The following is a 24779-nucleotide window of genomic DNA, read 5'->3' on the forward strand; positions in this document are numbered from 1 at the left end:
TCCAGACTGTCGCCGCGGAAAGATTCTGGATTGCTTCGCTTCGCACGCAATGACGAGTGTAGCGAGAGCTACCAAAAATCCTCCGGCCGCAGCTCAATTGGCTTGCCGTGCGGGGTGCGGTCGGCAGCGTGGTCCCAGGCGTCGCGGTAGCGGTGCAGCGTTTCCGATGAGGCAACGCCCTTACGTGCAACCAGTCCTTCCAGGGTGGCGAGCCAGTGTAGGTAATAGGTCTCGCCGGTGTCGGGATCGCCGGCGGCCTGTGCGCGCTTGATCTCGTCGGCGAGAGCCGCGGCCCATTCGGTCCAGGTGAACACGCCGCGCTCGTGCAGCGTCAGCGCCATCGCGAACGCGTGGGCCTCCCAGGGCGCGCGGAACACCGGGCCGTCGTCGTCGCGCGGAATGCTCGGTATGGCCGCCGTCGCAGCGGCGGCAAGTATGCCGCTCATCACGCCGGATCCAGATACGGCTCGAACGCGTCGATCGATATCTTCGAGGTCGGATCACCGTCCGCGCCCCAGAGCTCGCGGCCTTCGAAAACGACCGTGTAAAGCCATTGCGGATTTTCGCCGAGCTCCATCGCCGCCGAATCCGGAAAGACGTGACAGCCGTGGTTCAGCTCGACCACGCCGACATGGCCGCGCACATAGCGCGGCAGCCGGGTGTGCGTCGCTGGGTGAATGTTCCTGGCGCGCACGCGGTCGCCGATCTTGAATTTGGCGGGCGCCGGGGCAGGCCGCGCGAATTTTCCACGCACCATTGTGCGCTCGACGTCCTCGACATTCAACTTGCCGTGCTTGAGCGGCTTCGCCGGCTGCACTGCGTGGCCAGCCGCGACGTCATCCTTCGCGATGTAGCCCTTTGCGAGCAGCATCTCCTCAAGCCCAAGGAACCATTTCTGGTAATAGGAGCTGGACAGGTAGACATGCGGCGGCAGGGTTTCCCGATAGAACCGCGAGGTGTCGATGTTGAAGGCCCCGGCGGCGCCCATCGCACGCACCATCGCCAGCACGCGTGCTTCCCAGTCGGCGTGGAAGGTCGGCTCTTTGGGCTCGGGCTCGACCTTGCCGAACCCGTCCATGCCGCCCATGTCGTGCACGCCGTTCACGACGGCGCTCCGGGCTTCTTGGGAAAGCCGGTCCCGATCATGGAATCGCGGGTGACGAGCCCGGCGAGCTGCTCCTCGCTCCAGCCTTCGGTGCCTTCGGGCCGCATCGGCAGCACCAAAAAGCGTGTCTCAGCGGTCGAATCCCACACCCGGATTTCCGTATCCTTCGGCACCGTGACGCCGAAATCGGCGAGCACGCCGCGCGGGTCCTTCACGGCGCGCGAGCGGTAGGGCGCGGCTTTGTACCAGACCGGCGGCAGCCCGAGCATTTCCCAGGGGTAGCAGGAGCACAGCGTGCACACGACCATGTTATGCCGCTGCGGCGTGTTCTCGATCACGACGAGATGGTCGCCGACGCGGCTGACATGGCCGAGCGTGCCGATCGCCTTGGAGCCATCCTCCAGCAGCGCTGCCTTGAAGGCCGGATCGCTCCAGGCCTTGGCAACAACGCGCGCGCCGTTGTGCGGACCGATCTTGGTCTCATAAGCCTGGATAATGGCATCCAATGCGGCCGGCTCGACGTAGCCTTTTTCGGTCAGGATCGTCTCGAGCGCGCGCACACGCAGCTCCGTCTCGGACAATTCCGAATGGTCGTCGTGGTGGTGATGATGGTCGCTCATGCGGCGAAGATAGTCCCAGAATCCAGGCGTTGTCGAGGCGAAGACTCTGCTAGCGTGGTCACATGGGCTTCAAGGCTGGACGGACCGGATTGGCTGCGGCTTGCGCGGCAATGACGTGGCTTGCAGCGCAAGCGGCGCATGCTGCGAATGGCGCCTATGCGGTGGATGCAGCCGATATTTCCGAGGTCGGCTCGTGCAAGGTCGAAAGCTGGATGTCGGCGGCCACCAACACTGACTTTTCGGCCGTTGCCAACCCGTCCTGTGTTGTCGATCCCTTCAGGCCGATCGAGCTCAGCCTCAACACCAACCGCGCCCGCAGCGATGGTGACTGGAGCACGACGGCTGCTCCCAAGGCCAAGACGAATTTCGTTCCAACGGCGATCGGCAGGTGGGGATTCTCAGCCTATGCCGGCGGCTCCTTCGATGCGGCGACCGGCGAAAACCTGTCCGCCTTTGCCGTCATTCCCGCAACCTTTCGCCTGTCCGAGACCATGCGCATCAACCTCAACGGCGGCTGGCTCTGGGATCGCACGGTCGATCGTCACTACTTGACCTATGGCATCGGCTTCGACTGGAAGTTCACCGACACCTTGCAATGGACGATCGAGGCGTACGGCCAGGCAGGAGCGTCGGAGATCGCAAGCGTGGTGCAGCCGCGATTTCAGAGCGGCGTGCGCTACCGGCCCAACGAGATCTTCTCCATCGATCTGATCTATGGCCGGAACATCACCGGCGAGAACTCCAACTGGATCACGCTCGGCACCACGATCCGCTTTCCGGCGCCCGGTGCGCAGCCGGAGCATCGGCGCACGGGTCATCTGTAGCGACAAGACCGGCAAGAACTGGGTGGTTGCCTTGGCCGGCTATGACGGCATCAATGCCAAGCCAGCCATTGATCGCGCCCCGGACAGTCCGTATACGCGGCGCTGGGACAAAAGCGGCCCGTCAACGAGCCGGTCAAACACCATTGAAATTGAGGGGGAAGGCCCATGACGGCGAGTTCGACCGCGCCTGAGGCAAAAGGGTTCCGCTGGAAGCTGATTGCGCCGCTGGCGGTGTGGCTGGCGATCTTTCTGTGGCCCGTGCCCGCCGGGCTCAATGCCAACCAGTGGCACTATTTTGCCATCTTTGCCGCGGTCATCACCGGGCTCATTCTGGAATCGATGCCGGTCGGCGCGGTCGGCCTGATCGGGCTCACGGTCGCCGGCATCAGTGGCTACATCGACCCCGATCCGACCAAGTCGCTGCGCTGGATGCTGGCGGGCTTTGCCGAAAGCACGGTCTGGCTGATCGTCGGCGCCTTCGTGTTCTCGATCGGCTATCGCAAGAGCCAGCTTGGCCGGCGCATCGCGCTGGTGCTGGTGCAAAAGCTTGGCGGCAACACGCTCGGCCTCGGTTATGCCGTGGCGATGTCGGACTTCCTGCTGGCACCGGCAACACCCTCGAACACCGCGCGCAGCGGCGGCATCGTCTATCCCATCATCAGCAACATTCCGCGCATCTACGGCTCCGAGCCCGGACCAACCGCAGGCAGGATCGGCACCTATGTGATGTGGACCGCGTTCGCGTCGACCGCCGTCACCAGCTCGCTGTTCTTTACCGCGCTCGCGCCCAATGCGGCCGCGCTCGCGATCGCCAAGAAGACGGTCGGCGTCGAGGTGAGCTGGGGCCAATGGTTCATGGGCTTTGCGCCGTTCGGCTTGCTTCTGATGGTGCTGGTGCCGCTGCTGAGCTACGCGGTGTGCCGGCCGGAAGTAAAGCGCAGCCCCGAAATCTCCGAATGGGCGGGCAAGGAGCTCGGAGTGATGGGCCCGATGTCGCGCAACGAGTGGATCATGCTGGGCCTGATCGCGCTGGCGATGTTCCTGTGGATTGCGGGCTCGAGCCCGGACATCCGTGTACCCGTGCTCGGCTCGAACTTCGTCAATGCCACTACCGTCGTGTTCATCGTGATCTCGCTGATGCTGGTGACCGGCGTGATCGAGTTCGCCGACATCGTCAGCGAGAAGAGCGCCTGGGAGGTGTTCTTCTACTTCACCTCGCTGCTGACGCTGGCCTCGGGCCTGAACGAGATCGGCTTCATCAAATGGTTCGCTACCGAATACGCAAAGCCGCTCGCCGGGCTCGCTCCGTCGACCGCGATGATCCTCCTGGTCGCGCTGTTCTTCTGGATCCATTATTTCTTCTCGAGCATCACCTCGCATGCCGCAGCCGTGCTGCCGGTGGTGCTTGCGGTCGGGTCGGGCATCCCCGATCTGCCGGTCACGACGCTCGCCATGCTCTGCATGTATTCGCTCGGCCTGATGGGCGTGATCTCGCCCTACGCGACCGGGCCGGCGCCGATGTATTTCGGCAGCGGCTATATCGGGAAGGGGCAGTTCTGGGGCTTTGGCCTGATCTTCGGGCTGCTCTATTTCGGCGGGCTGCTGCTGATCGTGCTGCCGTGGTTGCAGATGGTCCGCTAGGCCGGACCGCAGGCTAATACCCCCGGCGGATAAATTTTCTTCACCGGGGAGGGATTTGGAAAACTTTGTCCAACTCCTCGCAAATAACTGAAATTGCAAGAAAGACCGGATCGAGCGATAGTGCATGCTGCGGTGCAGCGTTCCCCTGGAACGGCCTGCCTTGTCGCTTCCTTCCGTCGCTGATGCGACTTGCTTTCGCCCGCCACGGCGTGCGAGCAGCAATCCCTGTGAAAGAGATGAACGCACACCAATCAGTCGCGATCGGACGGCCGGTCGAACCTCATGAGGCAATTTCACCCGCCGCCCGGCCGGATGCGATGGTCCGTTTCGATTGTATCTCAAAAACCTATCCGGCCTATCGCGGCAAGCCCGGCGTCAATGCACTCAGGGATATCGACTTCGCGATTGCGCGCGGGTCCATCACCGGCGTGATCGGCCGCTCCGGCGCAGGCAAGTCGAGTCTGGTTCGGCTGATCAACGGGCTGGAGAAGCCAACCACGGGGCGCGTCGTCGTCGACGGCCGTGACATCTCGGCGTTCGCCGGCCGTGAGCTGCGGCTGGCGCAGCGTTCCATCGGCATGATCTTCCAGCATTTCAACCTGCTGTCGTCGCGCACGGCGGCCGACAACGTCGCGCTGCCGCTGGAGATCGCCGGCTGGGCCAAAGCCGACATCCGCGCGCGGGTAGCCGAATTGCTCGACCTCGTCGGCATCGCCGACAAGCACGACCGCTATCCGTCCGAACTCTCCGGCGGCCAGAAGCAGCGCGTCGGCATCGCCCGGGCGCTCGCGACCCGGCCGAGCGTATTGCTGTCGGACGAGGCGACCTCGGCGCTCGACCCGCAGACCACGCGCGCGATCCTCGATCTGCTCGCCAACATCAACCGGGAACTTGGCGTGACCATCGTGCTGATCACGCATGAAATGTCCGTGGTGCGTCAGCTTGCGAAGGAAGTCGTGGTGCTCGACGCCGGCCATGTCGTCGAAAGCGGCCATGTCGCCGATATCTTCACCCATCCCAAGCATCCGATCACGCAGTCCTTCCTGGCCGAGGCGATCGGCGACAGCCTGCCGGTGTCGCTGGCAAGCCGTATCGTGCCGGAGCCGGTTGCCGGCGGGCAGGCCGTGATCCGCGTCCAGGTCCGCGGCGCAGGCGCCGGCGACACCCTGGTTGCGCGGATGGCCCGCGAGCTCGGCCTCGACGTGTCGCTGCTGGCGGCTCGCATCGACGAGATCGGCGGCCGGCATGTGGGGTCGCTGGTTCTTGGAATTCCTCTTGGCATTCCCGGTGGCGAGGGCGCTGCGAGCCGGACCCTCACCTGGCTGTCTCAACATCAATTCTCGGCGGAGCGTCTCGGCCATGTCGCCTGAACTCGTCAATTTGATCATCCAGGCCACCGGCGAAAGCCTGTTCATGGTCGGGGTCGCAGCGCTGCTCGGCACCGTCTTCGGCCTGCCGATCGGTGTGTTTCTCGCGACCAGCCGCAAAGGCGAGCTGTTCGCGGCACCCGTGGTCAATGCCGCGCTCGGCATCGTCGTCAATGCGACGCGCTCCACGCCCTTCATCATCCTGGTGGTCGCTATCATCCCGTTCACGCGGCTCGTTGCCGGCACCTCGATCGGTTCGACGGCGGCGATCGTGCCGCTGACGATCGCCTCGACGCCGTTCATCGCACGCCTGGTCGAAGGTGCGATCCGCGAGGTCGACGGCGGCCTGATCGAGACCGCATCCTCCTTCGGAGCCTCGCCGATTCAGATCGTGTTCAAGGTCCTGATCCCAGAAGCGTTGCCGGGCCTGCTGCTGGCACTGACGCTCGCGGTGGTCAGCCTGCTCGGCTACTCCGCCATGGTCGGCGCGGTTGGCGGCGGGGGTCTCGGTGATCTCGGCATCCGCTACGGTTACCAGCGCTTTATGCCGGAGATGATGCTTGCGGTCGTCGTCGTGCTGATCGCCCTGGTGCAGCTCGTCCAGAGCGCCGGCGATTATCTGGCGCGCCGGGTCAATCGCCGGCTGCGGCATCGCTGACAGCACGACCAACGGTTGGAGATGCACTCACTGTTTCCAAGCGTTGCGAACGTGCGACGGCTCTTGTCCGTCTAGAGGTATTCCAAATTCAGGACACACTAAGCTCCGATAGAGCGCTCGGCGGTGTGCGATGCGCGTTGCTCGCCGATGGGCGCATTGGTCGCACATGCTGCGCACATGTCTGGAGAAATTCTAACGCCGTTCCTATCGCGCTCTGAAAACGCCTGCGTTAGGGCGAGGCATCAAAAACGGTACCGGCAAAGCCGGCAGAGTGCGGGGCCTCGCAGACGTGACAGACTTGGAATTTCTTCCGCGTTTCCAGACGCGGCTTCGGCAGCTTCAGGTGATTTTCTTCGGAGCAGCCAGCGTTGCACTCATTGCCCCCATCGTTTCCGCGCAGGCCCAGACGCAGCTTCCCTCCGTCACCGTCGATGCGCCAAGCGAGCGCAGCCGTCCCGCCGCGGTTGCTTCGTCGCGACGGAGTGCGACGACACGCACCTCGCGCGCCAACCGCCGTGCTCCGGCGCAACAAGTCGCGCCCAGTACGACGACAGCCAATTCCGGCACCGGCGAACGCGCCAATGGTCCGGTGCGCGGTTTCGTCGCGACGCGCAGCGGCACCGCCACCAAGACCGATACGCCGCTGATCGAAACCCCGCAGTCTGTTTCCGTCATCACCACGGATCAGATCAGGAATCAGGGCGCGGTCTCGATCGGCGAGGCCTTGCGCTACACCGCGGGCGTCAGCGGCGACGTCAATGGTGGTTCGGATACGCGCTTCGGCGCCCTTCAGATCCGCGGCTTCGACACGACCATGTCAGGCCTCTACGTCGACGGCTTGCGGATTCCGTCCAGCAACTACGTGCACTTCAACGGCCTCGATCCCTATGGTGCTGAGCGCCTCGAGGTTCTCAAGGGGCCGTCATCGGCGATGTACGGCGGCAGCGGTACCGGCGGCATCCTCAACTACGTCACCAAACTGCCGACCGCGCAGCAGTTCGGCGAAGCCTCGATCTCAGGCGGCAGCTTCAACCGCTATCAGGGCCAGTTCGATATGGGCGGCCCCGCCAACAAGGAAGGAACCGTGCTGTGGCGCCTGACCGGCGTTGTTCGTGACGGCGAGACCCAGGTCGACTTCACCAAGGACAACCGCGTCTTCATCGCGCCCGCCGTCACCATCAAGCCGAACGAGGATACGACCATCACTTTCCTGGCCAATTACCAGCGCGACCGGGCAGGGTGGGGCCTCCAGTTCCTGCCGGCATCGGGCACGGTGTGGCCGAACAACGGCCGCACCATCCCGGTCTCGTTCTTCGCCGGCGTGCCGAGCTTCGACGCGTTCAACACCGAGATCGCAACCGTCGGCTACCAACTCGCGAATGACTTCACCGACAACATCACGTTCCGGCAGAACCTGCGCTACGCCTACCAGCACAACGAGGAGAAAGGTGTTCTACGGCGCCGGCTACACCAACGAGGCCGCGGGCCAGCTTGCGCGTTTCGGCAGCAATAGCAACTCGTACATCAACTCCTTCGCGGTGGACAATCAACTGCAAGGCAAGTTCAACACCGGCATGCTGAGCCACACCACGCTGGTCGGGATCGACTATCGCAACACCAGGTTCCGCGACACCGCCTTTGGCGTCGCGACCTCGGCGCCCGAGATCAACGTGTTCGCCCCGCTCTACAGCTACGACTGGAGTGTCGGCGCCATGACCGACAACACTGGCGTCAAGCAATCGCAGGTCGGACTCTACGCGCAGGACCAGATCAGGCTCGGCCGGCTGTCGTTCCAACTCGCCGGCCGCCAGGATTTCGTGACGACGCAGGTCGACAGTGGTGTCTCCAATACGTCCGTCTTAAAGGATGTCTCGGCGTTCACCGGCCGCGCCGCAGTGATGTACAATTTCGACAACGGAATCGCGCCGTACTTCAGCTATTCCGAGTCGTTCCTGCCGGTTCTTGCGACCGGCCCGGGTGGCGAGTTGCTCAATCCAGAGACCGGCGTCCAGTACGAGGTCGGCGTCAAATACCAGCCGCTCGGCTGGAATGCGCTGATCACGCTGGCCGCTTTCGATCTGACGCGCGACAACGTCGTCACCTACCCACCCCCAACCTACCTCGCCGACCAGATCGGCCAGGTGAAATCGCGCGGCGTCGAGCTCGAAGGCACGATGTCGCTCGCCGACGGCTGGAACCTGCGCGGCGCTTATGCCTATGTCGATGCCATGCTCTCGCAGGACCCGGTGAATCTCGGCAAGGCGCCGCCCACCGTGCCGCTCAACCGCGCTTCGCTGTGGAGCGACTACACGCTCCAGAACGGGCCGCTCGCGGGCCTCCAGTTCGGCGGCGGCATCCGCTATGTCGGCGCAACCTGGGGCGATGATGCCAATACGTTCAAGGTGGGATCGGCGACCGTGCTGGATGCGCTGCTGGCCTACACCAGGGACAGTTGGCGGCTGTCGCTGAACGTCACCAATCTCGCCGACACGCGCTACGTAGCAGCCTGCTATGGCCTATCGGTCTGCTACTACGCCGAGGGCCGCAAGGCGATCGGCAAGCTGACCTACCGCTGGTGAGTTCGATGTGAGGATGGTCCGTCAACGGGCCGGACCTGCTGGTTGAGATGAGACCATGAGAGCGCTATTCGGCAAGTTGCATCGCTGGGCGGGACTGCTCACGGCAGGATTCCTGTTCTTCTCCGGCATCACAGGGGCGATCATCTCCTGGGATCATGAGATCGACGACGTCCTGAACCGGCGCCTGTTCGACGTCACGAGCAAAGGCCCGGCGATTCCTTCCATCGAGCTCGCCAGGCTGATCGAGCAGCGCGATCCGCGGGCGCGCGTGGTCTATCTCCTCATGACGCCAGAGCAGGGCGAGTCGCTGTGGTTCTTCGTGATGCCGCGGATCGACCCTGCGACCGGCAAGCGCTACGCGCTCGATTACAACCAGATCTTCCTCGATCCCAACACCGGCGTGGAGCTCGGCCGGCGCTATTGGGGCGCGGTGTGGCCGGTGACGCGGGTGAACTTCGTCTCGTTCCTCTACAAGCTGCACTACACGATGCACATTCCGGAGTTCTGGGGCAGCGACCGCTGGGGCATGCGCGTGCTCGGCGTGATCGCCATCATCTGGACTATCGACTGCTTCGTCGGATTCTATCTGACGCTACCCGCTCGCCGACGCGCCAAGGCGGCGCGGGCGCCCGAGGTCAGGCGCCAGCTCGATCGCGGTTTCTGGGCGCGCTGGGCGCCGGCCTGGACCATCAAGACAAGCGGCAGCGCCTACCGGATCAATTTCGACATCCACCGCGCCTTCAGCCTCTGGACCTGGGGACTGCTGTTCGTCATCGCTTTCACGGCCTTCTCGCTGAACCTCTATTTCGAGGTGTTTTCGCCGCTGATGAAGATGGTGTCGAACTACACACCGACGCCGTATGAGCAGCGGCCGTACCGCGATCTCGACGACCCCATCGAGCCAAAAGTCACCTTTGCCGACATCGCGGCGCGCGCCGCCGCCGACGGCAAGGCGCGCGGGTGGACCACTCCGGTCGGCTCGATCAATTACGGCCCCGCCCATGGCGTCTATGCGGTGGCCTTCTTTCATCCCGGCGACGACCACGGCGCCGGCGGCGTCGGCCCGGCGCAGCTCTACTACGACAGTGAGGACGGGCGCCCGATCGGCGAAAGGCTGCCCTGGGTCGGCACCGCCGCCGATCTCTTCGTGCAGGCGCAATTTCCGCTGCATTCGGGCCGCATCGTCGGGCTGCTCGGCCGCATCCTGATCTCAATCATGGGCCTGGTCGTGGCGGCGCTTTCGGTCACCGGCGTCGTGATCTGGTGGCGCAAGCGCCGCGCGCGTGTCCGCGTGCGTGAGGGCGCCGCGGTGCGCCTGGACCGGCAGCTCACGCCGGCGGAGTAGGGTCCACGCTCGACCAGCGCGGATGAACCTTCACGCGAAACAAAGGCACAAAGACTGGAGCCAGCTCCTGTCTCGTGGGATCGTGATGAAGTGGTTTGCCTTGCTCTGCCTGCTCGTATTCGCGACCGACGCACATGCCGCCGCGCCCGAGCAGCACTATCTAGATCTACGCGATCGCTACATCGCAAAATTCTCGATGGCTGCGGAGAATGACGAAACCTACAAGCAGCACGATGCGGCGCTGAAGGAGCTCGCAGGTGTGTTGCGCGGCCTGATCGGGCCAGTCACGATCAGGGGGCTTTCGGCGGAAGGGACGTCCAACGCGGACACGCTGTACAAGGGTGACTCCGGCTTCGGCCATCTCGACGGGCTCGGTTTCGCATCCGAAGCCGACAAGACCCAAGCCGTGGTGACGACCATTGCGCTGCTCAAGCACTGGCTGCGCGAGCATCGCGTGGACGGCATGCCGCAGGAGATCGGCGCCGCCTTCAAGTCGGACCGCTTCTACTACAATGCGATCCAGGACGCGGCTTTCGCCAAATATGCCGAGCTGCCGATCACCAAGCCCGCGGGGGCGAGTGTCGCGGTCGCCGTGCTAGGCGTGCGCGGCAATGGCGATCTGAAGGGGCCGCCGGACGAAATCGACGTCGTCGCGATCCAGGGCGAGAAGGTCTTCTTCATGGCAGCACGGGGCGCCGTGAAGACGGCGCCGATCCCGGTCTGCGAGAAGGTCTGGAATCAGATGATGGCCAAACCCATCGACAAGAAGGATCCGCGCGGCGACATGACCCGCGGAGACAACGCGATGGCCGCCTACATCCAATGCTTCGCCAAGGCGGCGCCAAGCCAGAGCTGGTTCGCGGTCGCTGTCAAGAAAGCCAGATCTGCTGCCGCTGCGCTAAAGCGCGCTGCCGCCGCGATTCCACCCGCGGCCGCCTTCGCCAAAAATCTCGTACCCCGTCGGCGTCACGGCCACAGTGTCCTCGAGCTTGATGAAGCCGCGCTTCGGATGCTTCATCGTGGTCTCGATCGACACCACCATGCCGGCTTCCAGCGGCTGCCGGGCATCGACGTCGTCATAGGGAACCGGACCCTTGGCGGTCAGGCGAGGGGCCTCGTGGCTGACCAGGCCCATGCCGTGGGCGAGGAAATCGGTGCAGTCGCGCTGGCTGATCCGGGCGAGCTGGCGCTCGGCCGACACGTAGATGTCGTCGCCAAGGGCGCCGGGCCGGACCGCGGCGAAGGCGGCGCGCTGGACAGCCTCGATCTCCGCCAGCAGATCCTCCAGCTCGGCATCCGGCTCGCCGAGTACGGCCATCCGTGCGAGGTCGCCGATATAGCCGTGATAGTTGCCGCCGGAATCCAGCGACAGCACGTCGCCTTGCTCCCAGCGCTGCGCCGACGGCGCCCGGTTGTGACTGCTGCCGCAGGCCAGCAGGCAATATTCGAAGGTGAGCCCGCGGTTGACTTCGGCGATGCGCAGAGCGTCGGACAATTGCTGCTTGGTGGTGCCGGGACCGTGTCCGGCAATCACCTCCAGCATCGAGGCGATCACCAATTCCGACGCCGTCTTGAGCTTGGCCAGTTCGTCGGCGGACTTGACCGCGCGCAGGCGCTCCAGCACCGGGAGGGCGTCCCTGAGCTCGGCGCCGGGCAGGGCGTCGGCAAGCGCCCGGCCGGCATCCATCGGCAGGAACGCCATCTCGACCCCGACGCGCCGCATGGGCACACCAGCGTCCTTCAAGGCGCTCACGGCCCGTGTGACGGCGTCAACCGAGCCATTGGACTCGGTCCGGACCTGCGGCACCCAAGGCGGCGCCACGGCGCGCTGATGGGTCTCGAGGCGGTGGCCGATATAGACGGCTTTCCCGGGCGCGCCCTTGGGATAGACCAGCACCGGCAGATAGCGGCTGACGCCCAGGGCGTCCATGTAGTCGAAGAAGATCGCGCGCTCGGCACCTAACAGGTATTGCACATTGTGCTTGGAGGTCGCGATCAGGACGTCGAGGCCGGCGGCCTCCATCAGGCGGTCGAGCTTGGCGGCGTCGAACGGAATGGCGCGGGACTCGGCTCCGCGGGCGGCGTGCTCCTGCATGGCGTACCTCCGTTTCTCGATGGCGGCCGGTTTGAACGGCCTGTTTTCCTGTGAGGCGCTGATTGTAGGTCGACGGCAAGGGTTTGGGCATCGTGAATTCAGCCGGCCTGGCGAGATCCCAGCGCATTCCGGCCTTGGACCGGTGAATGTGCACGCACACGATATTTGATCTTGAGCGCCGCCGCGCGCGCCGATTCGACGGCGTCGATGGAACTCGGACGTGTCGAGACGGTTGCCTTGCCGGTCCGAAACTGAACGGGAAGAACAATTGAACCGCCGCCATTTCTTGGAAGCCTCGGCATTGATGCCATTGGCGACATCTCTACCTGGTGCATTCTCTGCGGCATTGGCGATGGAGGTCCCGTTCGGGGCCTCCTATGTGCGCGAGCTAGCCCGCAACATGGCGAGTAAGCCGTTTGAGGCACCGGAGGAAAAGCTCCCGGACGCAATCAAGGATCTCAACTACGATCAGTATCGGTCAATTCGCTTCCTGCCGGAGCGGGCGCTTTGGCGCAGCGAGAAACTGCCTTTCGAGGTCCAGTTTTTCCACCGCGGCTTTTTCTACAAGAACAGGGTCGACTTTTACGAGGTCTCGGGTGGACGAGCTACGCCGATCCGGTACCGGCGCGACGATTTTGCGTTCGGCGACAAGATCGGCCCGGTGCCGGATGTCGATCTCGGATTTGCCGGCTTTCGCGTTCACGCCCCGATGAACCGGGCCGACTACTATGATGAGGTTTGCGTTTTTCTCGGCGCCAGCTACTTCCGCGCCGTTGCTAAAGGCGAGACCTATGGGCTGTCCGCGCGCGGTCTTGCGATCGACACCGGCGAGGCCAAGGGAGAGGAGTTTCCGTTCTTCAAGGCCTTCTGGCTGGAGAAGCCCGCATCCGGTGCCACATCCATCGTGGTTCACGCGCTGCTTGACAGCAAGAGTGCAACGGCAAGCTACCGATTCACGATCAGGCCTGGCGCAACCACGGTCTTCGACGTCGAGATGGCGCTCTATCCGCGGGTCGACCTGCAACATGCCGGACTTGCGCCGATGACGAGCATGTTCTTTTTCGGTCCGAACGATCGGCAGAATGTCGACGACTTCCGCCCCGCGGTGCACGACTCCGATGGCCTTGCGATTTTCAACGGAAAGGGCGAGCAGCTCTGGCGTCCACTCAACAATCCACGCGACCTGCAGGCCAGCACGTTCAATGATCTCAACCCTCGGGGCTTCGGCCTGATGCAGCGGGAGAAGAACTTCTTTGCCTACGAGGACATCGAATCGCGCTTTGAGCGTCGGCCAAGCCTCTGGGTCGAACCGATAGGAGATTGGGGCGAGGGCAGCATGGTCCTTTTCGAGATCCCGACCAAGGAGGAAATTCACGACAACATCGCGGCATTCTGGCGTCCGAAAGCGGCCATTCCGGCCAAAAGCGAGAACAATTACACCTATCGACTGCACTGGGGTCCCGATGTGCCGAAACCCAATTCGCTGGCCCGGTTCACCCGCACAGGAGTCGGCACGCGTGGCGATGACAGCAAGCTGTTCGTGCTCGAACTTGCCGGCGACAGGCTGAAGGAGCTCGATCCTGACAAGGTGAAGGGCGCCGTCAGCGCGGGCAAATCCGAGATCAGCAATGTGGTCACACAGCCAAATCCCGAAACCGGCGGCTGGCGCCTGAGCTTCCAATGCGCGGTCAAGGATGCACCGATCGAGTTGAGGGCGGTCTTGATGCAGGACGATCAACCCCTATCCGAAGTTTGGGTTTACCGATGGGCGCCCTGACGACTTCGCCTGCGCTCGGGTCTGACCATAGCGTTCGGTATCTCCCGGATGAAACGCCTCTCCCGATGCCGCCATGTCGATTGGACGGGAGCACCGATGCAAAGCCGGCGCGACAGCGGGCCAGCGGAGCGGTTGCAGGGCGGCGCCTGTTCATTTTTGGCGGAACGATCGCGATTACCGCTGGGGGCGCCTTTGAGATGTACGATGTTCTCAAAGTTGGCGGCGTCACCGTTCTCGAAGGAATGGTGCTTGCGCTATTTGTCGTGCTGCTCGCCTGGATCGCGTTTTCATTCATGTCTTCACTGGCTGGCTTTTTTGTGCTGCTGCGACGCCGACAGGATGTGCTGCCAATCGACAGCCACGGCCCGCTGCCAGCGATCACCGGCCGAACGGCCATGCTGTTGCCGACCTATAACGAGGATCCCCATCATCTCACGGCCCGGCTCCGCGCCATGCACGAGTCGATCGGCGAGACCGGACATGCCGCGTTGTTCGACTGGTTTCTTCTCAGTGACACGACGGACCCGGACATCTGGATCAGTGAGGAGCTTGCATTCCTGGAATTGCAGCGGAACTGTGGTTCCGGCCGTCTCTACTATCGGCACCGATCCGATAACGCCGCTCGGAAGTCCGGCAACATCGCCGAATGGGTGAGGCGCTTCGGCGGCGCCTACGACTGCATGATAATTCTCGACGCGGACAGCCTGATGAGCGGAGATACCATCGTTCGGCTGGTGCACGCGATGGAGGCAAACCCGCAAGCCGCGCTGATCCAGACGCTTCCCATCGTCGTCAATGCGCGCACCCTGTTTAGCCGGCTTCAGCAGTTCTCCAGTCGTCTGTACGGCCCATTGATCGCTGCTGGGAACGCCTGGTGGCACGTCTCCGAGGGCAACTATTGGGGACACAATGCCATCATCCGGATGAAGGCTTTCGCGCAGGAGGCGGGCTTACCCGAACTGCGCGGGAGGAAGCCGTTCGGTGGGCACATCCTCAGTCACGATTTTGTCGAAGCGGCACTGATGCGACGGGCCGGGTGGGGGATCTTCATGGCCCCCGCTCTGGGCGGCAGCTTCGAGGAGGTGCCGCCGTCATTGCTGGATTTTGCCGCGAGAGACCGTCGCTGGTGTCAGGGCAATCTCCAACATCTCGCCGTTCTGCCGGCCCGTGGCTTGCACTGGGTATCCAGGCTTCACCTGTTGACCGGGATCGGCTCTTACTTGACCGCCCCGCTGTGGCTGCTGTTTCTATTGCTCGGAATTCTCATCTCTCTGCAGGCCTACTTCGTCAAGCCAGAATACTTTCCCAAAGGTTTTGCACTATTTCCGACGTGGCCCGCACAGGATCCCGTGCTTGCCGCCTGGGTCTTTGCCGCGACCATGGGGCTCCTCATTCTGCCGAAGCTATTGGCATATCTTGTTCTGCTCACGAAGCGTGCGGAACGGCAGGCCTTTGGTGGCGGATTTCGCGTCCTGGCGGCGGTCATGGCCGAGAGCCTGCTTGCAGCACTGATTGCTCCGTCCATGATGATCTTTCAATCGACCGCCGTGGCGGAGATCCTGCTTGGGCGTGATGCCGGCTGGCAGGTCCAACGGCGAAGCGACGGCGGGATCAGACGCGAGGAGGTCTATCGCAAATTCGCCGTCCCGAGTTTGTGCGGGATGGCGATGGCGGCAAGTGCCTACGCCGTTTCGCTGCCGCTGCTGCTCTGGATGTCGCCGGTGATCATCGGCCTCGCTCTTGCCATTCCGATCGGACTCGTCACGTCGGCACCAACGAGAATGGCGCGCCTGTTTGCGACCCCGGAGGATAATCTCTCGCCGGCAGTGTTGACACAGGCGAGAGAGCTTGCCTGCTTGCCCCGGATCGAGGTTCCCGGAGCTCTGTTGGCGCTCTGGCAAAACCCCGGGCTGCTGAGAGCGCACATGGAGTCACTGGAGCCGCCGCCGCGCAAATCGCAATGGATCGACGTGGACCTCGCGATTGCCCGTGCCAAGATCGAGCAAAGCGACAGTTTCCAGGAGGTCGTAGCCAGCCTCAGCGCACGCGAGACATTTGCCGTGCTGAAGCACCGGGTCGCCCTTGAGCAGGTCATGAGAATGCAGTGACCACTGCTTCCGCGGCAGCCTAGTTTCGCCGTATTATGGCGATTCTGCTCAATGCGCCCTCGTTTCCTTACTTTGGCCGCATCTTCTTTTTTGTTTTGAGCAGCATCCGCATCGCATCGACCCAGACGGCGACCAGACGCTCGCGTCGACCCGCCGAGCTGCTGAGATTCTCGGAAATCGCGAGCCCTCTGATGAAATGCAGCGTCAGCGTCACCGCCTCGTCATAGGCTTCGCAATCCCTCCACTCGCCAAACAGCTGGGAGTAGACTCGCTCGAGATCGCGCCCCGCGCCGCGTTCGGCCGCGATCAAGGCTTGCTTCAGCGCCGCGTCGGTGCGTGCGACCGCCCACAGCTCCAGCTCCGCGAGATAGGCCGGCTGATGCGCGGCGAAGGCGAGCGCCCCGACGGCCGCCACCAGGCTATCGGCCGGACCGGTTCCGGCGCGGCTTTGCGACACGGCCCTCTCGTTACGGCGGACCAGTTCGGCCACGCTCGCGGCCAACAGACAGGCGTGCGTCGGGAAGTGATGGAGGAGGGCACCGCGGCTGACTTCCGCCCGATGCTGTACGGCGAGCGTCGTCGTGCCGGCGACGCCTGTGTCGATCAGGCATTCGACAGCGGCGTTGAGTATCCGCGATCGCGTGGTCTCGGCCCCTCCGACCGGGCCTGCGGTCTTCGCCATTCTGGGCATATCTCTCCGCGACGGTCAGCGTTGACTGTATCAGGGCAGGTGCTACAGTCAATGCTGACTGTTTCTGGCCTCCGGGAGCATCCCATGCCGAATTTTTCGACCCTCAGCATCGCAGTCCACAAAGACACTCCCCGCATCGCGCGTCTCGTTCTTGACCGCCCCGGACGCTTCAACGCCATCGACGATGCGATGCCCGGAGAGATCCGGACCGCCATCGAGTGGGCGGAGAAGAACGACGACGTGCACGTCATCGTGATCGAAGGCGCCGGAAAGGGATTCTGCGGCGGCTACGACCTTGTCACCTACGCGGAGAGCGACGTCGAGCACCCCTGCCAGCAGGAGAGCGAGCTCTGGGACCCGATGGTCGACTACGCCTTGATGAAGAAGAACACCGAGAACTTCATGAGCCTCTGGAAGTGCTCAAAGCCGACGATCGCCAAGATCCACGGCGCCGCGGTCGCCGGCGGCAGCGACATCGCGCTCTGCTGCGACCTGATCGTGATGGCCGAGGACGCGAGGATCGGTTACATGCCGACGCGCGTCTGGGGATGTCCTACCACCGCAATGTGGACGTTCAAGCTCGGACCTTCTCGCGCCAAGGAGATGATGTTCACCGGTAACATGATCGACGGCCGGACGGCGGCGGAGTGGGGTTTAGCGAACGCCTGCGTTCCGGCGGAGCAGCTGGAGGCGGCGACGCGAAAGCTCGCGCACCGGATCGCCGGCGTGCCAAAGAGCCACCTCGCCATGCACAAGATGGTTGTCAACCAGGTCATGCTGAACATGGGCCTCGAACAGACGCAGTCGCTTGCGACCCTGTTCGATGGCATCACGCGTCACAATCCGGAAGGCTTGTGGTTCAGGCGCTACGCACAGAAGCACGGGTTCAAGGCTGCGATCGAGTGGCGCGACAGCGGGCGCCCGATTCCGGAACGCGACGAGGCGCGCAAGTTGATCAACGAAATGGATGGCCGCAATCGAGGCCGCTAGGAGCGCGATCGATGTCGGCGCGATCGCGTCGTCAGAACAGGTGGCTAATGCTGCGCAATATCGGCGTAGGCACCCTCTCGGATCGTCGCAGGCGGAAACGAAAATAGGGGGGAACAGATGATATACAGCTTACCATTCCGAATGACATTGCTTGCGACTTCGATGCTCGTGGGCGGTGAGACGATCTGCGCCGAGAAAGCCCTGGCGGCCTTGCCAAGTGCCGAGCAGCTCAAGGCGACGTGTCCGACGCTCGCCGGCCGTGTCATTCCCGCAGCGTCGATTGGACTACCGAGCGGGGAGGCCAGCATTGCTTCCGCGACGATTGTTGCCGCTAACGCCACGACCACGCCGGCCACGCCCGTGTTTTGCAGGGTAAATGGCAGCATTGCGCCGGTCGATCCCGCGGCGCAATTGATCAATTTCCAGATCAATCTGCCGATTGCGTGGAACGGCAAGGCAGTGCAGTACGGCGGTGGCGGCTACAACGGCACGCTGATCACCGGACTTGCGCCGTTGCGCGATGCTGCACCGGACGATCCGTTACCGCTGATGCGCGGCTACGTGACCTTCGGAACCGATTCGGGCCATCAGGCGTCAGCGTTTGCGTCAAATAGCATCGGACAGTTCGGCCTCAATGACGAGATGGTCGTGAACTACGCCTATGCGTCCTACAAGAAGGTCAAGGACGTCAGCGTCAACGTGACACGCGCGTTCTACGGACAGCCGCCGTCCCGGGTGTATTATTTCGGCGGCTCCGAGGGTGGGCGCGAAGGCCTGACGATGGCGCAGCGCTTCCCGGCCGACTACGACGGCATCGTCAGCGTCGTGCCCGCCATTCAGCTGTCAACAGTGGGCGGAGCCTTTTTGCATCACGAGATGCCGCAGCTCCATGGCGGATGGATACCGCCTGCCAAGGTCGGCATGTTTGCGAAATTCGTCGCCGATCGTTGTGACGCCTTGGACGGGCTGGTCGACGGCGTCGTCAATAACTATCTCGCCTGTCCCTCGCATGTTGATCTGAAGGAATTGCGCTGTCCGAACGGCGGTGAGAGCGGTGAAACCTGCCTGTCCGATGCACAAATCGCGACAGTCGTGGCGCTCCATTCTCCCTATCAACTGCCGTTCCCGGTACCAAACGGGCTCGCAGCCTATCCGCAATGGCTTTACGGCAACGAGATCACGCCGGATGGCCGCAGCTCGCACATGGTGCGCTGGATCACAGGGACGGCGGCACCGAACGCGGCCGTCGACATCAATACTTCCTCGATCCATTGGCTCTATGCTGCGAATTTTGTTCGATTCTTTGTGGCGAGGGACGCCAACTTCGATCCGAGCACGTTCGATCCGAACGATTTTCGCGACCGCCTTCGCGAGCTATCGGAACTGCTTGACTCGACCAATCCCGATCTGTCGGCGTTTTTCGCACGCGGCGGCAAGCTGATCATGCGCTCCAACACCGGCGACCTTGCACTGAGTCCTTTGGCCGCGATCAACTACTTCAGTTCGGTTTCTGCACGGGTTGGGCAGGCGACGGTCGATCGATCGGCGCGCCTGTTTATTTCACCCGCCTCGACCCATGGCGGTGCAGCAGCCAGCGTCACCGACGGCAGCCCGGTGCCAACCATGGTCGATCTGCTCGATCCCCTGGACCGCTGGGTGAGTGATGGCAAGGCGCCGCCTGATGCTCTGGTTCAGATAGTCAAGGAGACCTCGCCGCCGTTCAAGCTGTTGGGCTCACGTCCGATGTGCCGCTATCCGAACTATCCGCACTACACGTCCGGTGACCGCCTGCAAGCGGAAAGCTATCGGTGCACGCCGTCGGTGCCGTGAGCCGTCAAGAAATCCTGGTGCCGACAGCGCCAGATAGTGGGCGCGGCTCCCGACGCAGGTCGGAGCCGGACTGCGCGCCTTCGAAGACGGGCAGGGCTTCCGACACCGGGCAGCAAATGGCTCCGCCCACGACTGATGAGCAGCCCGGTTTGGGTGCCCCGAGCAGCGCCTCAGGGACAAAATCAAACACGAACGACACTGGGGGCGGTGATCATCCACGAGCTACGTCATGATTCGCATAAGGTATATTATGGAATATATTTATATACAATCAGATCAATAATTTAGCCAAAACTCCTGCTACGGCACCTTCGCTCGGGTGCCAGTTTCGCGCTGCGCCTCGATCGCCACCCAGTTCTTGACGGCTACTGTGCATGGGGTTGTTTTCACATTTTGAATCCCGGCCCATCGCTCCGAAAGCCGATATTGCCGTGACGTTGTCCGGCTGCAATAAGCGAAGCCTCGCGAGATCGCAGATGACCTTCTGACCCGACGTCCGTATAGGTTTGCATCTCACAACAAAAACAAACCTTCCGAGGAAGCAGACCCATGAGCTTTTCCCGACGCACGCTTCTCAAGGCCTCCGCCGTGACTGCGGTCATGGGTGGCATCGGCGCGCCCCATGTGGCACGCGCCCAGAGCGCCGAGTTCACCTACAAATACGCCAACAACCTGCCGGACACCCATCCTTTGAACGTGCGCGCCAAGGAGATGGCGGCGGCGATCAAGAGCGAGACAGGCGGCAAGTTCGACCTCCAGATCTTCCCGAACAACCAGCTCGGCTCCGACACCGACATGCTGAGCCAGATCCGTTCCGGCGGCGTCGAGTTCTTCACGCTGTCCGGCCTGATCCTGGCGACCTTGGTGCCGGCGGCCTCGATCAACGGCATAGGTTTCGCATTCCCGGACTACGACACGGTCTGGAAGGCCATGGACGGCGACCTCGGCGGCTACGTCCGCAGCGAGATCAAGAAGGCCGGTCTCGAGGTCATGGACAAGATCTGGGACAACGGCTTCCGCCAGACCACGTCCTCGAGCAAGCCGATCGCCGGTCCCGACGACCTGAAGGGCTTCAAGATCCGCGTGCCGGTGTCGCCGCTGTGGACCTCGATGTTCAAGGCGTTCGATGCAGCGCCCGCCTCGATCAATTTCAGCGAGGTCTATTCCGCGCTCCAGACCAAGATCGTCGAGGGCCAGGAGAACCCGCTGGCGATCATCTCGACCGCCAAGCTCTACGAGGTGCAGAAATACTGCTCGCTGACCAACCACATGTGGGACGGCTTCTGGTTCCTGGCCAACCGCCGCGCCTGGGAAAAGCTGCCGGAGGATATCCGCAAGGTCGTCGCCAAGAACATCAATGCCGCCGCCATCAACGAGCGCGCAGATACCGCCAAGCTCAACGCCAATCTGCAGCAGGAGCTCGCGGCTAAGGGCCTGACCTTCAACCAGCCCACGGTGGCGCCGTTCCGCGACAAGCTGCGCACGGCCGGCTTCTACGCCGAGTGGAAAGGCAAATATGGCGATCAGGCCTGGGACCTCCTGGAAAAGGCCGTCGGCAAGCTGTCGTAACGCATCGGGGCCGTCATGGCTCATATCGAGGTTGAGGTGACCGGGGTGGCGGGCGAGGCGACTGTTCAGTCCCCTCGCCGACCTTCGCTGCTGGCCTCAACGGAACGCGCGCTCGGCCTCATCGTCGAAATCCCGGCGGCGATCTTGGTGGTCGCCGAGATCGTGATCCTGTTTGCCGGCGTGGTCGCGCGCTACGGCCTGCACCGGCCGCTGATCTGGTCCGACGAGCTCGCCTCGATCCTGTTCCTGTGGCTGGCCATGCTGGGCGCGGCCGTGGCGTTCCGCCGCTCCGAGCACATGCGCATGACTGCGATCGTCGCCAGCGCAAGGCCGGCGATGCGGGCCTGGCTCGATCTGGTCGCAACCTGCGCCGCGCTGGCGTTCCTGGCGCTGGTCGTCTGGCCGTCCTACGACTACGCCTACGAAGAAAGCTACATCACCACGCCGGCGCTCCAGATCTCGAATATGTGGCGCGCCGCCGCGCTCCCGGCCGGCATCTGCCTAATGGCGGCGTTTGCGCTGTTGCGACTGATGCGCGCGGCCGATTACCGGATGGTTGCGGCCGCCGTGGTGTCGGTTGCCGTCGTGATCGGCCTGTTCTGGCTGGCGGAGCCGGCCTTGCGGCCGCTCGGCAATCTCAACCTCGTCATCTTCTTCGTCGGTGTCGCCGGCTTCTGCGTCTTTGCCGGGGTTCCCATTGCGTTCGGCTTTGGCCTGGCCATCTTCGGCTATCTGGCGCTGACAACGCGGACGCCGGTGATGGTGCTGGTCGGGCGGATGGACGAGGGCATGAGCCACCTCATCCTGCTCTCGGTGCCACTATTCGTGTTTTTGGGGCTGCTGATCGAGATGACCGGCATGGCCCGCGCCATGGTGGCGTTCCTGGCGAGCCTGCTCGGCCATGTCCGCGGCGGCCTGCATTATGTCCTGGTCGGGGCCATGTATCTGGTCTCCGGCATCTCCGGCGCCAAGGCTGCCGACATGGCCGCCGTTGCCCCCGTGTTGTTCCCGGAAATGAAGCAGCGCGGCGCCCGCCCCGGCGATCTCGTCGCCCTCCTCGCCGCGACCGGCGCTCAGACCGAGACCATTCCGCCGAGCCTCGTGCTGATCACCATCGGTTCGGTGACGGGCGTCTCGATCGCCGCACTGTTCACCGGCGGCCTATTGCCCGGCGTGGTGCTCGCGATCACGCTCTGCATGCTGGTGCGGTGGCGGTACCGCCGCGAGGACATGAGCCACGTCCGCCGCGCCAAGGCTTCCGAGATCGGCAAGACCTTCATCATCGCCCTGCCCGCACTCGCGCTGCCCTTCGTGATCCGCTACGCCGTGGTCGAGGGCATCGCGACGGCGACCGAAGTTTCCACCATCGGCATCGTCTACGGCACCCTCGTCGGTCTCCTGGTCTATCGCCGCTTCGACTGGCGACGGCTGTTTCCGATGCTGGTCGAGACCGCGGCGCTGTCCGGCGCCATCCTTCTGATCATCGGCACGGCGACCGGCATGGCCTGGGGCCTGACCCAATCCGGCTTCTCGCGCTCACTGGCGGCGGCCATGACCGGATTGCCGGGCGGGTCGGCGAGCTTCATCGCCGTCTCGATCCTGGCCTTCACCATCCTTGGCAGCGTGCTGGAGGGCATTCCGGCGATCGTGCTGTTCGGGCCGTTGTTGTTTCCGATCGCGCGCGCCGTCGGCGTGCATGAGGTGCACTACGCCATGGTGATCATTCTGGCGATGGGTATCGGACTATTCGCCCCGCCCTTCGGCGTCGGCTATTATGCCGCCTGCGCCATCGGACGCGTCGATCCGGCCGAGGGCATCAGGCCGATCTGGGGCTATCTCTTGGCGCTGCTGGTGGGACTGATCATCGTCGCGATCTTCCCCTGGATCTCGATCGGTTTCCTTTGAGACGCTTTGAGGAGGTGTCGATGAGCAAGCGGCAGAACCAGTACAATATCGGCCTCGACAAGACCCCCGCCAACTACGTCCCGCTGAGCCCGCTGAGCTTCCTTGCGCGCAGCGCCGCCGTCTACCCCGACCACGTCAGCACCGTCTATGAAGGCCGCAGCTTCACCTGGGCGCAGACCTACGCGCGCTGCCGGCGCTTTGCGTCTTATCTCGCCGGCAAGGGTATCGGTGTCGGCGACACCGTCGCTGTGATGCTGCCGAACATCCCGGCGATGAACGAAGCCCATTTCGCGGTGCCGATGACCGGCGCCGTGCTCAACGCGCTCAACATCCGCCTCGACGCGCCCTCGATCGCGTTTCAGCTCGATCATGGCGGCGCCAAGATCATTCTGGTCGATCCCGAATTTTCTGGTGTCATCACCGATGCGCTGTCGCAGATGAGCGGACCAAAACCGTTGGTGATCGACGTCGACGACGCCGCTTTCAAGGGCGGTGCACGCATTGGCGAGATCGAATATGAGGCGGCCGTCGCGCAGGGCGATCCGGACTTCATCGCGATCCAGCCCAACGACGAATGGGATGCGATCGCGCTGAGTTACACTTCCGGCACAACTGGAAATCCCAAGGGCGTCGTCACCCATCATCGCGGCGCCTATCTGAACGCCGTCAGCAATATCCTCGCCGGCCAACTCGGCCAGCATCCGGTCTATCTGTGGACGCTGCCGATGTTCCACTGCAACGGCTGGTGCTTCCCATGGACCATTGCGGCGGCCGCCGGCGTCAACGTTTGCCTGCGCAAGGTCGAGCCCACGAAGATCTTCGAGTTGATCAAGACGCACGGCGTCACCCACATGTGCGGGGCACCGATCGTCTACAACACGCTGATCAACGCGCCCGATGCTCCCAAAGGCGATGCGGCCCGCCGCGTCGTCGGCCTGATCGCCGGCGCCGCACCGCCGGTCGCCGTGCTCGAAGGTGCGGAAAACATCGGCATCAAGCTCACGCATGTATATGGACTGACCGAAGTCTACGGCCCCGCCTCCGTCTGCGCCGAACAGCCGGGCTGGGACGACCTCCCTGCCGCCGAGCGCGCGCGAATGAAGCGCCGGCAGGGCGTGTCCTACCCGCTCGAGGAAGCCGTCACCGTCATCAATCCGCAGACCATGCGGCAAGTGCCGCGCGACGGCGAGACTATCGGCGAGGTCATGTTCCGCGGCAACATCGTGATGAAGGGCTACCTGAAGAACGCGAAGGCGACTAAGGAAGCTTTCGAAGGCGGCTGGTTTCACACCGGCGATCTCGGCGTCCTCGACGAGCACGGCTATGTCATCATCAAGGACCGCTCCAAGGACATCATCATCTCAGGCGGCGAGAACATTTCATCCGTTGAGGTCGAAGATATCCTCTACAAGCACCCGGCTGTGCTGTTTGCCGCCGTGGTCGCCAAGCCCGATCCCAAATGGGGCGAGGTGCCCTGCGCCTTCGTCGAGTTGAAGGACGGCGCCAGCGCGACGGAGGCCGAGATCATCGCCTTCTGCCGCAGCCACATGTCGGGCTTCAAGACACCGAAGGCCGTGGTGTTCGGGCCGATCCCGAAGACCTCGACGGGAAAGATTCAAAAGTTCCTGCTGCGCAACGAGGTGGGATCGGCCAAGGCGATCTCGGCGTGAGCCGA

At 63.5% G+C, this 24779-nt stretch carries 17 protein-coding genes and 2 pseudogenes; 14 read left to right on the top strand and 5 right to left on the bottom strand.

Annotated features, from left to right (window positions below):
• Window positions 1-68: 68 nt before the first annotated feature.
• From FXV83_RS07000 to nthA, 3 genes are read right to left on the bottom strand one after another with little or no spacing between them, the layout of a single operon-like run.
• Window positions 69-446 (bottom strand): nitrile hydratase accessory protein, encoded by a 378-nt coding sequence (locus FXV83_RS07000; protein ID WP_187435722.1) that lies wholly within the window; start codon window positions 444-446, stop codon window positions 69-71.
• Window positions 446-1105 carry a nitrile hydratase subunit beta gene (gene nthB, locus FXV83_RS07005; protein WP_148738463.1) on the bottom strand — a complete coding sequence of 220 codons (660 nt, stop codon included), beginning with the start codon at window positions 1103-1105 and terminating at the stop codon, window positions 446-448. Before nthB ends, FXV83_RS07000 begins: the two co-directional genes overlap by 1 nt.
• Window positions 1102-1725 carry a nitrile hydratase subunit alpha gene (nthA, locus tag FXV83_RS07010; protein ID WP_148738464.1) on the bottom strand — a complete coding sequence of 208 codons (624 nt, stop codon included), beginning with the start codon at window positions 1723-1725 and terminating at the stop codon, window positions 1102-1104. The genes nthB and nthA overlap by 4 nt, the downstream gene beginning before the upstream one ends.
• A gap of 62 nt (window positions 1726-1787) precedes the next feature.
• On the opposite strand from nthA, the gene FXV83_RS07015 reads away from it, so the two are divergent.
• From FXV83_RS07015 to FXV83_RS43880, 7 genes and pseudogenes are all read left to right on the top strand, one after another.
• Window positions 1788-2549: a hypothetical protein gene (locus FXV83_RS07015; protein ID WP_148738465.1), complete on the top strand. Its 762-nt coding sequence runs from the start codon at window positions 1788-1790 to the stop codon at window positions 2547-2549.
• Window positions 2550-2714: 165 nt separating this feature from the next.
• Window positions 2715-4190 carry a DASS family sodium-coupled anion symporter gene (locus FXV83_RS07020; RefSeq protein ID WP_148738466.1) on the top strand — a complete coding sequence of 492 codons (1476 nt, stop codon included), beginning with the start codon at window positions 2715-2717 and terminating at the stop codon, window positions 4188-4190.
• Between the two features lie 236 nt (window positions 4191-4426).
• Window positions 4427-5560, top strand: coding sequence for a methionine ABC transporter ATP-binding protein (locus tag FXV83_RS07025; protein ID WP_187435723.1), 1134 nt, complete (start codon window positions 4427-4429; stop codon window positions 5558-5560).
• Window positions 5550-6215, top strand: a complete 666-nt coding sequence (locus FXV83_RS07030; protein ID WP_148738467.1) for a methionine ABC transporter permease — start codon at window positions 5550-5552, stop codon at window positions 6213-6215. The genes FXV83_RS07025 and FXV83_RS07030 overlap by 11 nt, the downstream gene beginning before the upstream one ends.
• Window positions 6216-6804: 589 nt before the next feature.
• Window positions 6805-8794, top strand: a pseudogene (locus FXV83_RS07035) (TonB-dependent siderophore receptor).
• 55 nt (window positions 8795-8849) lie between these two features.
• The gene (gene fsrB / locus FXV83_RS07040; protein ID WP_148738468.1) at window positions 8850-10139 is read left to right on the top strand and encodes a siderophore utilization protein FsrB; all 1290 of its coding nucleotides are present in this window, start codon (window positions 8850-8852) and stop codon (window positions 10137-10139) included.
• A gap of 85 nt (window positions 10140-10224) precedes the next feature.
• Window positions 10225-11025, top strand: a pseudogene (locus FXV83_RS43880) (hypothetical protein); the annotation flags it as partial.
• Between the two features lie 12 nt (window positions 11026-11037).
• On the opposite strand, the gene FXV83_RS07050 reads toward FXV83_RS43880, so the two are convergent.
• Window positions 11038-12234, bottom strand: coding sequence for a M24 family metallopeptidase (locus tag FXV83_RS07050; protein WP_148738469.1), 1197 nt, complete (start codon window positions 12232-12234; stop codon window positions 11038-11040).
• Between the two features lie 304 nt (window positions 12235-12538).
• Here FXV83_RS07050 and FXV83_RS07055 point away from each other — a divergent pair, with 304 nt between their 5' ends.
• Together FXV83_RS07055 and mdoH are read left to right on the top strand one after the other, a co-directional pair.
• On the top strand, window positions 12539-14011 hold the full coding sequence (locus FXV83_RS07055; RefSeq protein ID WP_148738508.1) for a glucan biosynthesis protein G: 1473 nt from the start codon (window positions 12539-12541) through the stop codon (window positions 14009-14011).
• Entirely contained in the window at window positions 13999-16119 is a 2121-nt protein-coding gene (gene mdoH / locus FXV83_RS07060; protein ID WP_148738470.1) for a glucans biosynthesis glucosyltransferase MdoH, read from the top strand. The genes FXV83_RS07055 and mdoH overlap by 13 nt, the downstream gene beginning before the upstream one ends.
• 67 nt (window positions 16120-16186) lie before the next feature.
• On the opposite strand, the gene FXV83_RS07065 is transcribed toward mdoH, so the two are convergent.
• Window positions 16187-16801: a TetR/AcrR family transcriptional regulator gene (locus FXV83_RS07065; RefSeq protein WP_235939328.1), complete on the bottom strand. Its 615-nt coding sequence runs from the start codon at window positions 16799-16801 to the stop codon at window positions 16187-16189.
• Window positions 16802-16894: 93 nt separating this feature from the next.
• On the opposite strand from FXV83_RS07065, the gene FXV83_RS07070 reads away from it, so the two are divergent.
• The 5 genes from FXV83_RS07070 (at window position 16895) to FXV83_RS07090 (ending at window position 24774) form a co-directional block, all read left to right on the top strand.
• Window positions 16895-17800 (top strand): crotonase/enoyl-CoA hydratase family protein, encoded by a 906-nt coding sequence (locus FXV83_RS07070; protein WP_148738472.1) that lies wholly within the window; start codon window positions 16895-16897, stop codon window positions 17798-17800.
• 162 nt (window positions 17801-17962) lie between these two features.
• On the top strand, window positions 17963-19630 hold the full coding sequence (locus tag FXV83_RS07075; RefSeq protein ID WP_187435724.1) for a tannase/feruloyl esterase family alpha/beta hydrolase: 1668 nt from the start codon (window positions 17963-17965) through the stop codon (window positions 19628-19630).
• Window positions 19631-20179: 549 nt separating this feature from the next.
• The gene (locus FXV83_RS07080) at window positions 20180-21199 is read left to right on the top strand and encodes a TRAP transporter substrate-binding protein (protein ID WP_148738474.1); all 1020 of its coding nucleotides are present in this window, start codon (window positions 20180-20182) and stop codon (window positions 21197-21199) included.
• A 15-nt stretch (window positions 21200-21214) separates the two neighbouring features.
• Complete coding sequence (locus tag FXV83_RS07085) at window positions 21215-23104, top strand: TRAP transporter large permease (protein ID WP_148738475.1); 1890 nt, start codon at window positions 21215-21217, stop codon at window positions 23102-23104.
• A 20-nt stretch (window positions 23105-23124) separates the two neighbouring features.
• Window positions 23125-24774 (top strand): acyl-CoA synthetase, encoded by a 1650-nt coding sequence (locus tag FXV83_RS07090; RefSeq protein WP_187435725.1) that lies wholly within the window; start codon window positions 23125-23127, stop codon window positions 24772-24774.
• The last annotated feature ends 5 nt before the right edge of the window (window positions 24775-24779 follow it).

It is taken from the genome of Bradyrhizobium hipponense (genome assembly GCF_008123965.1).
In the GTDB taxonomy this organism is placed as follows: Bacteria; Pseudomonadota; Alphaproteobacteria; order Rhizobiales; family Xanthobacteraceae; genus Bradyrhizobium; species Bradyrhizobium hipponense.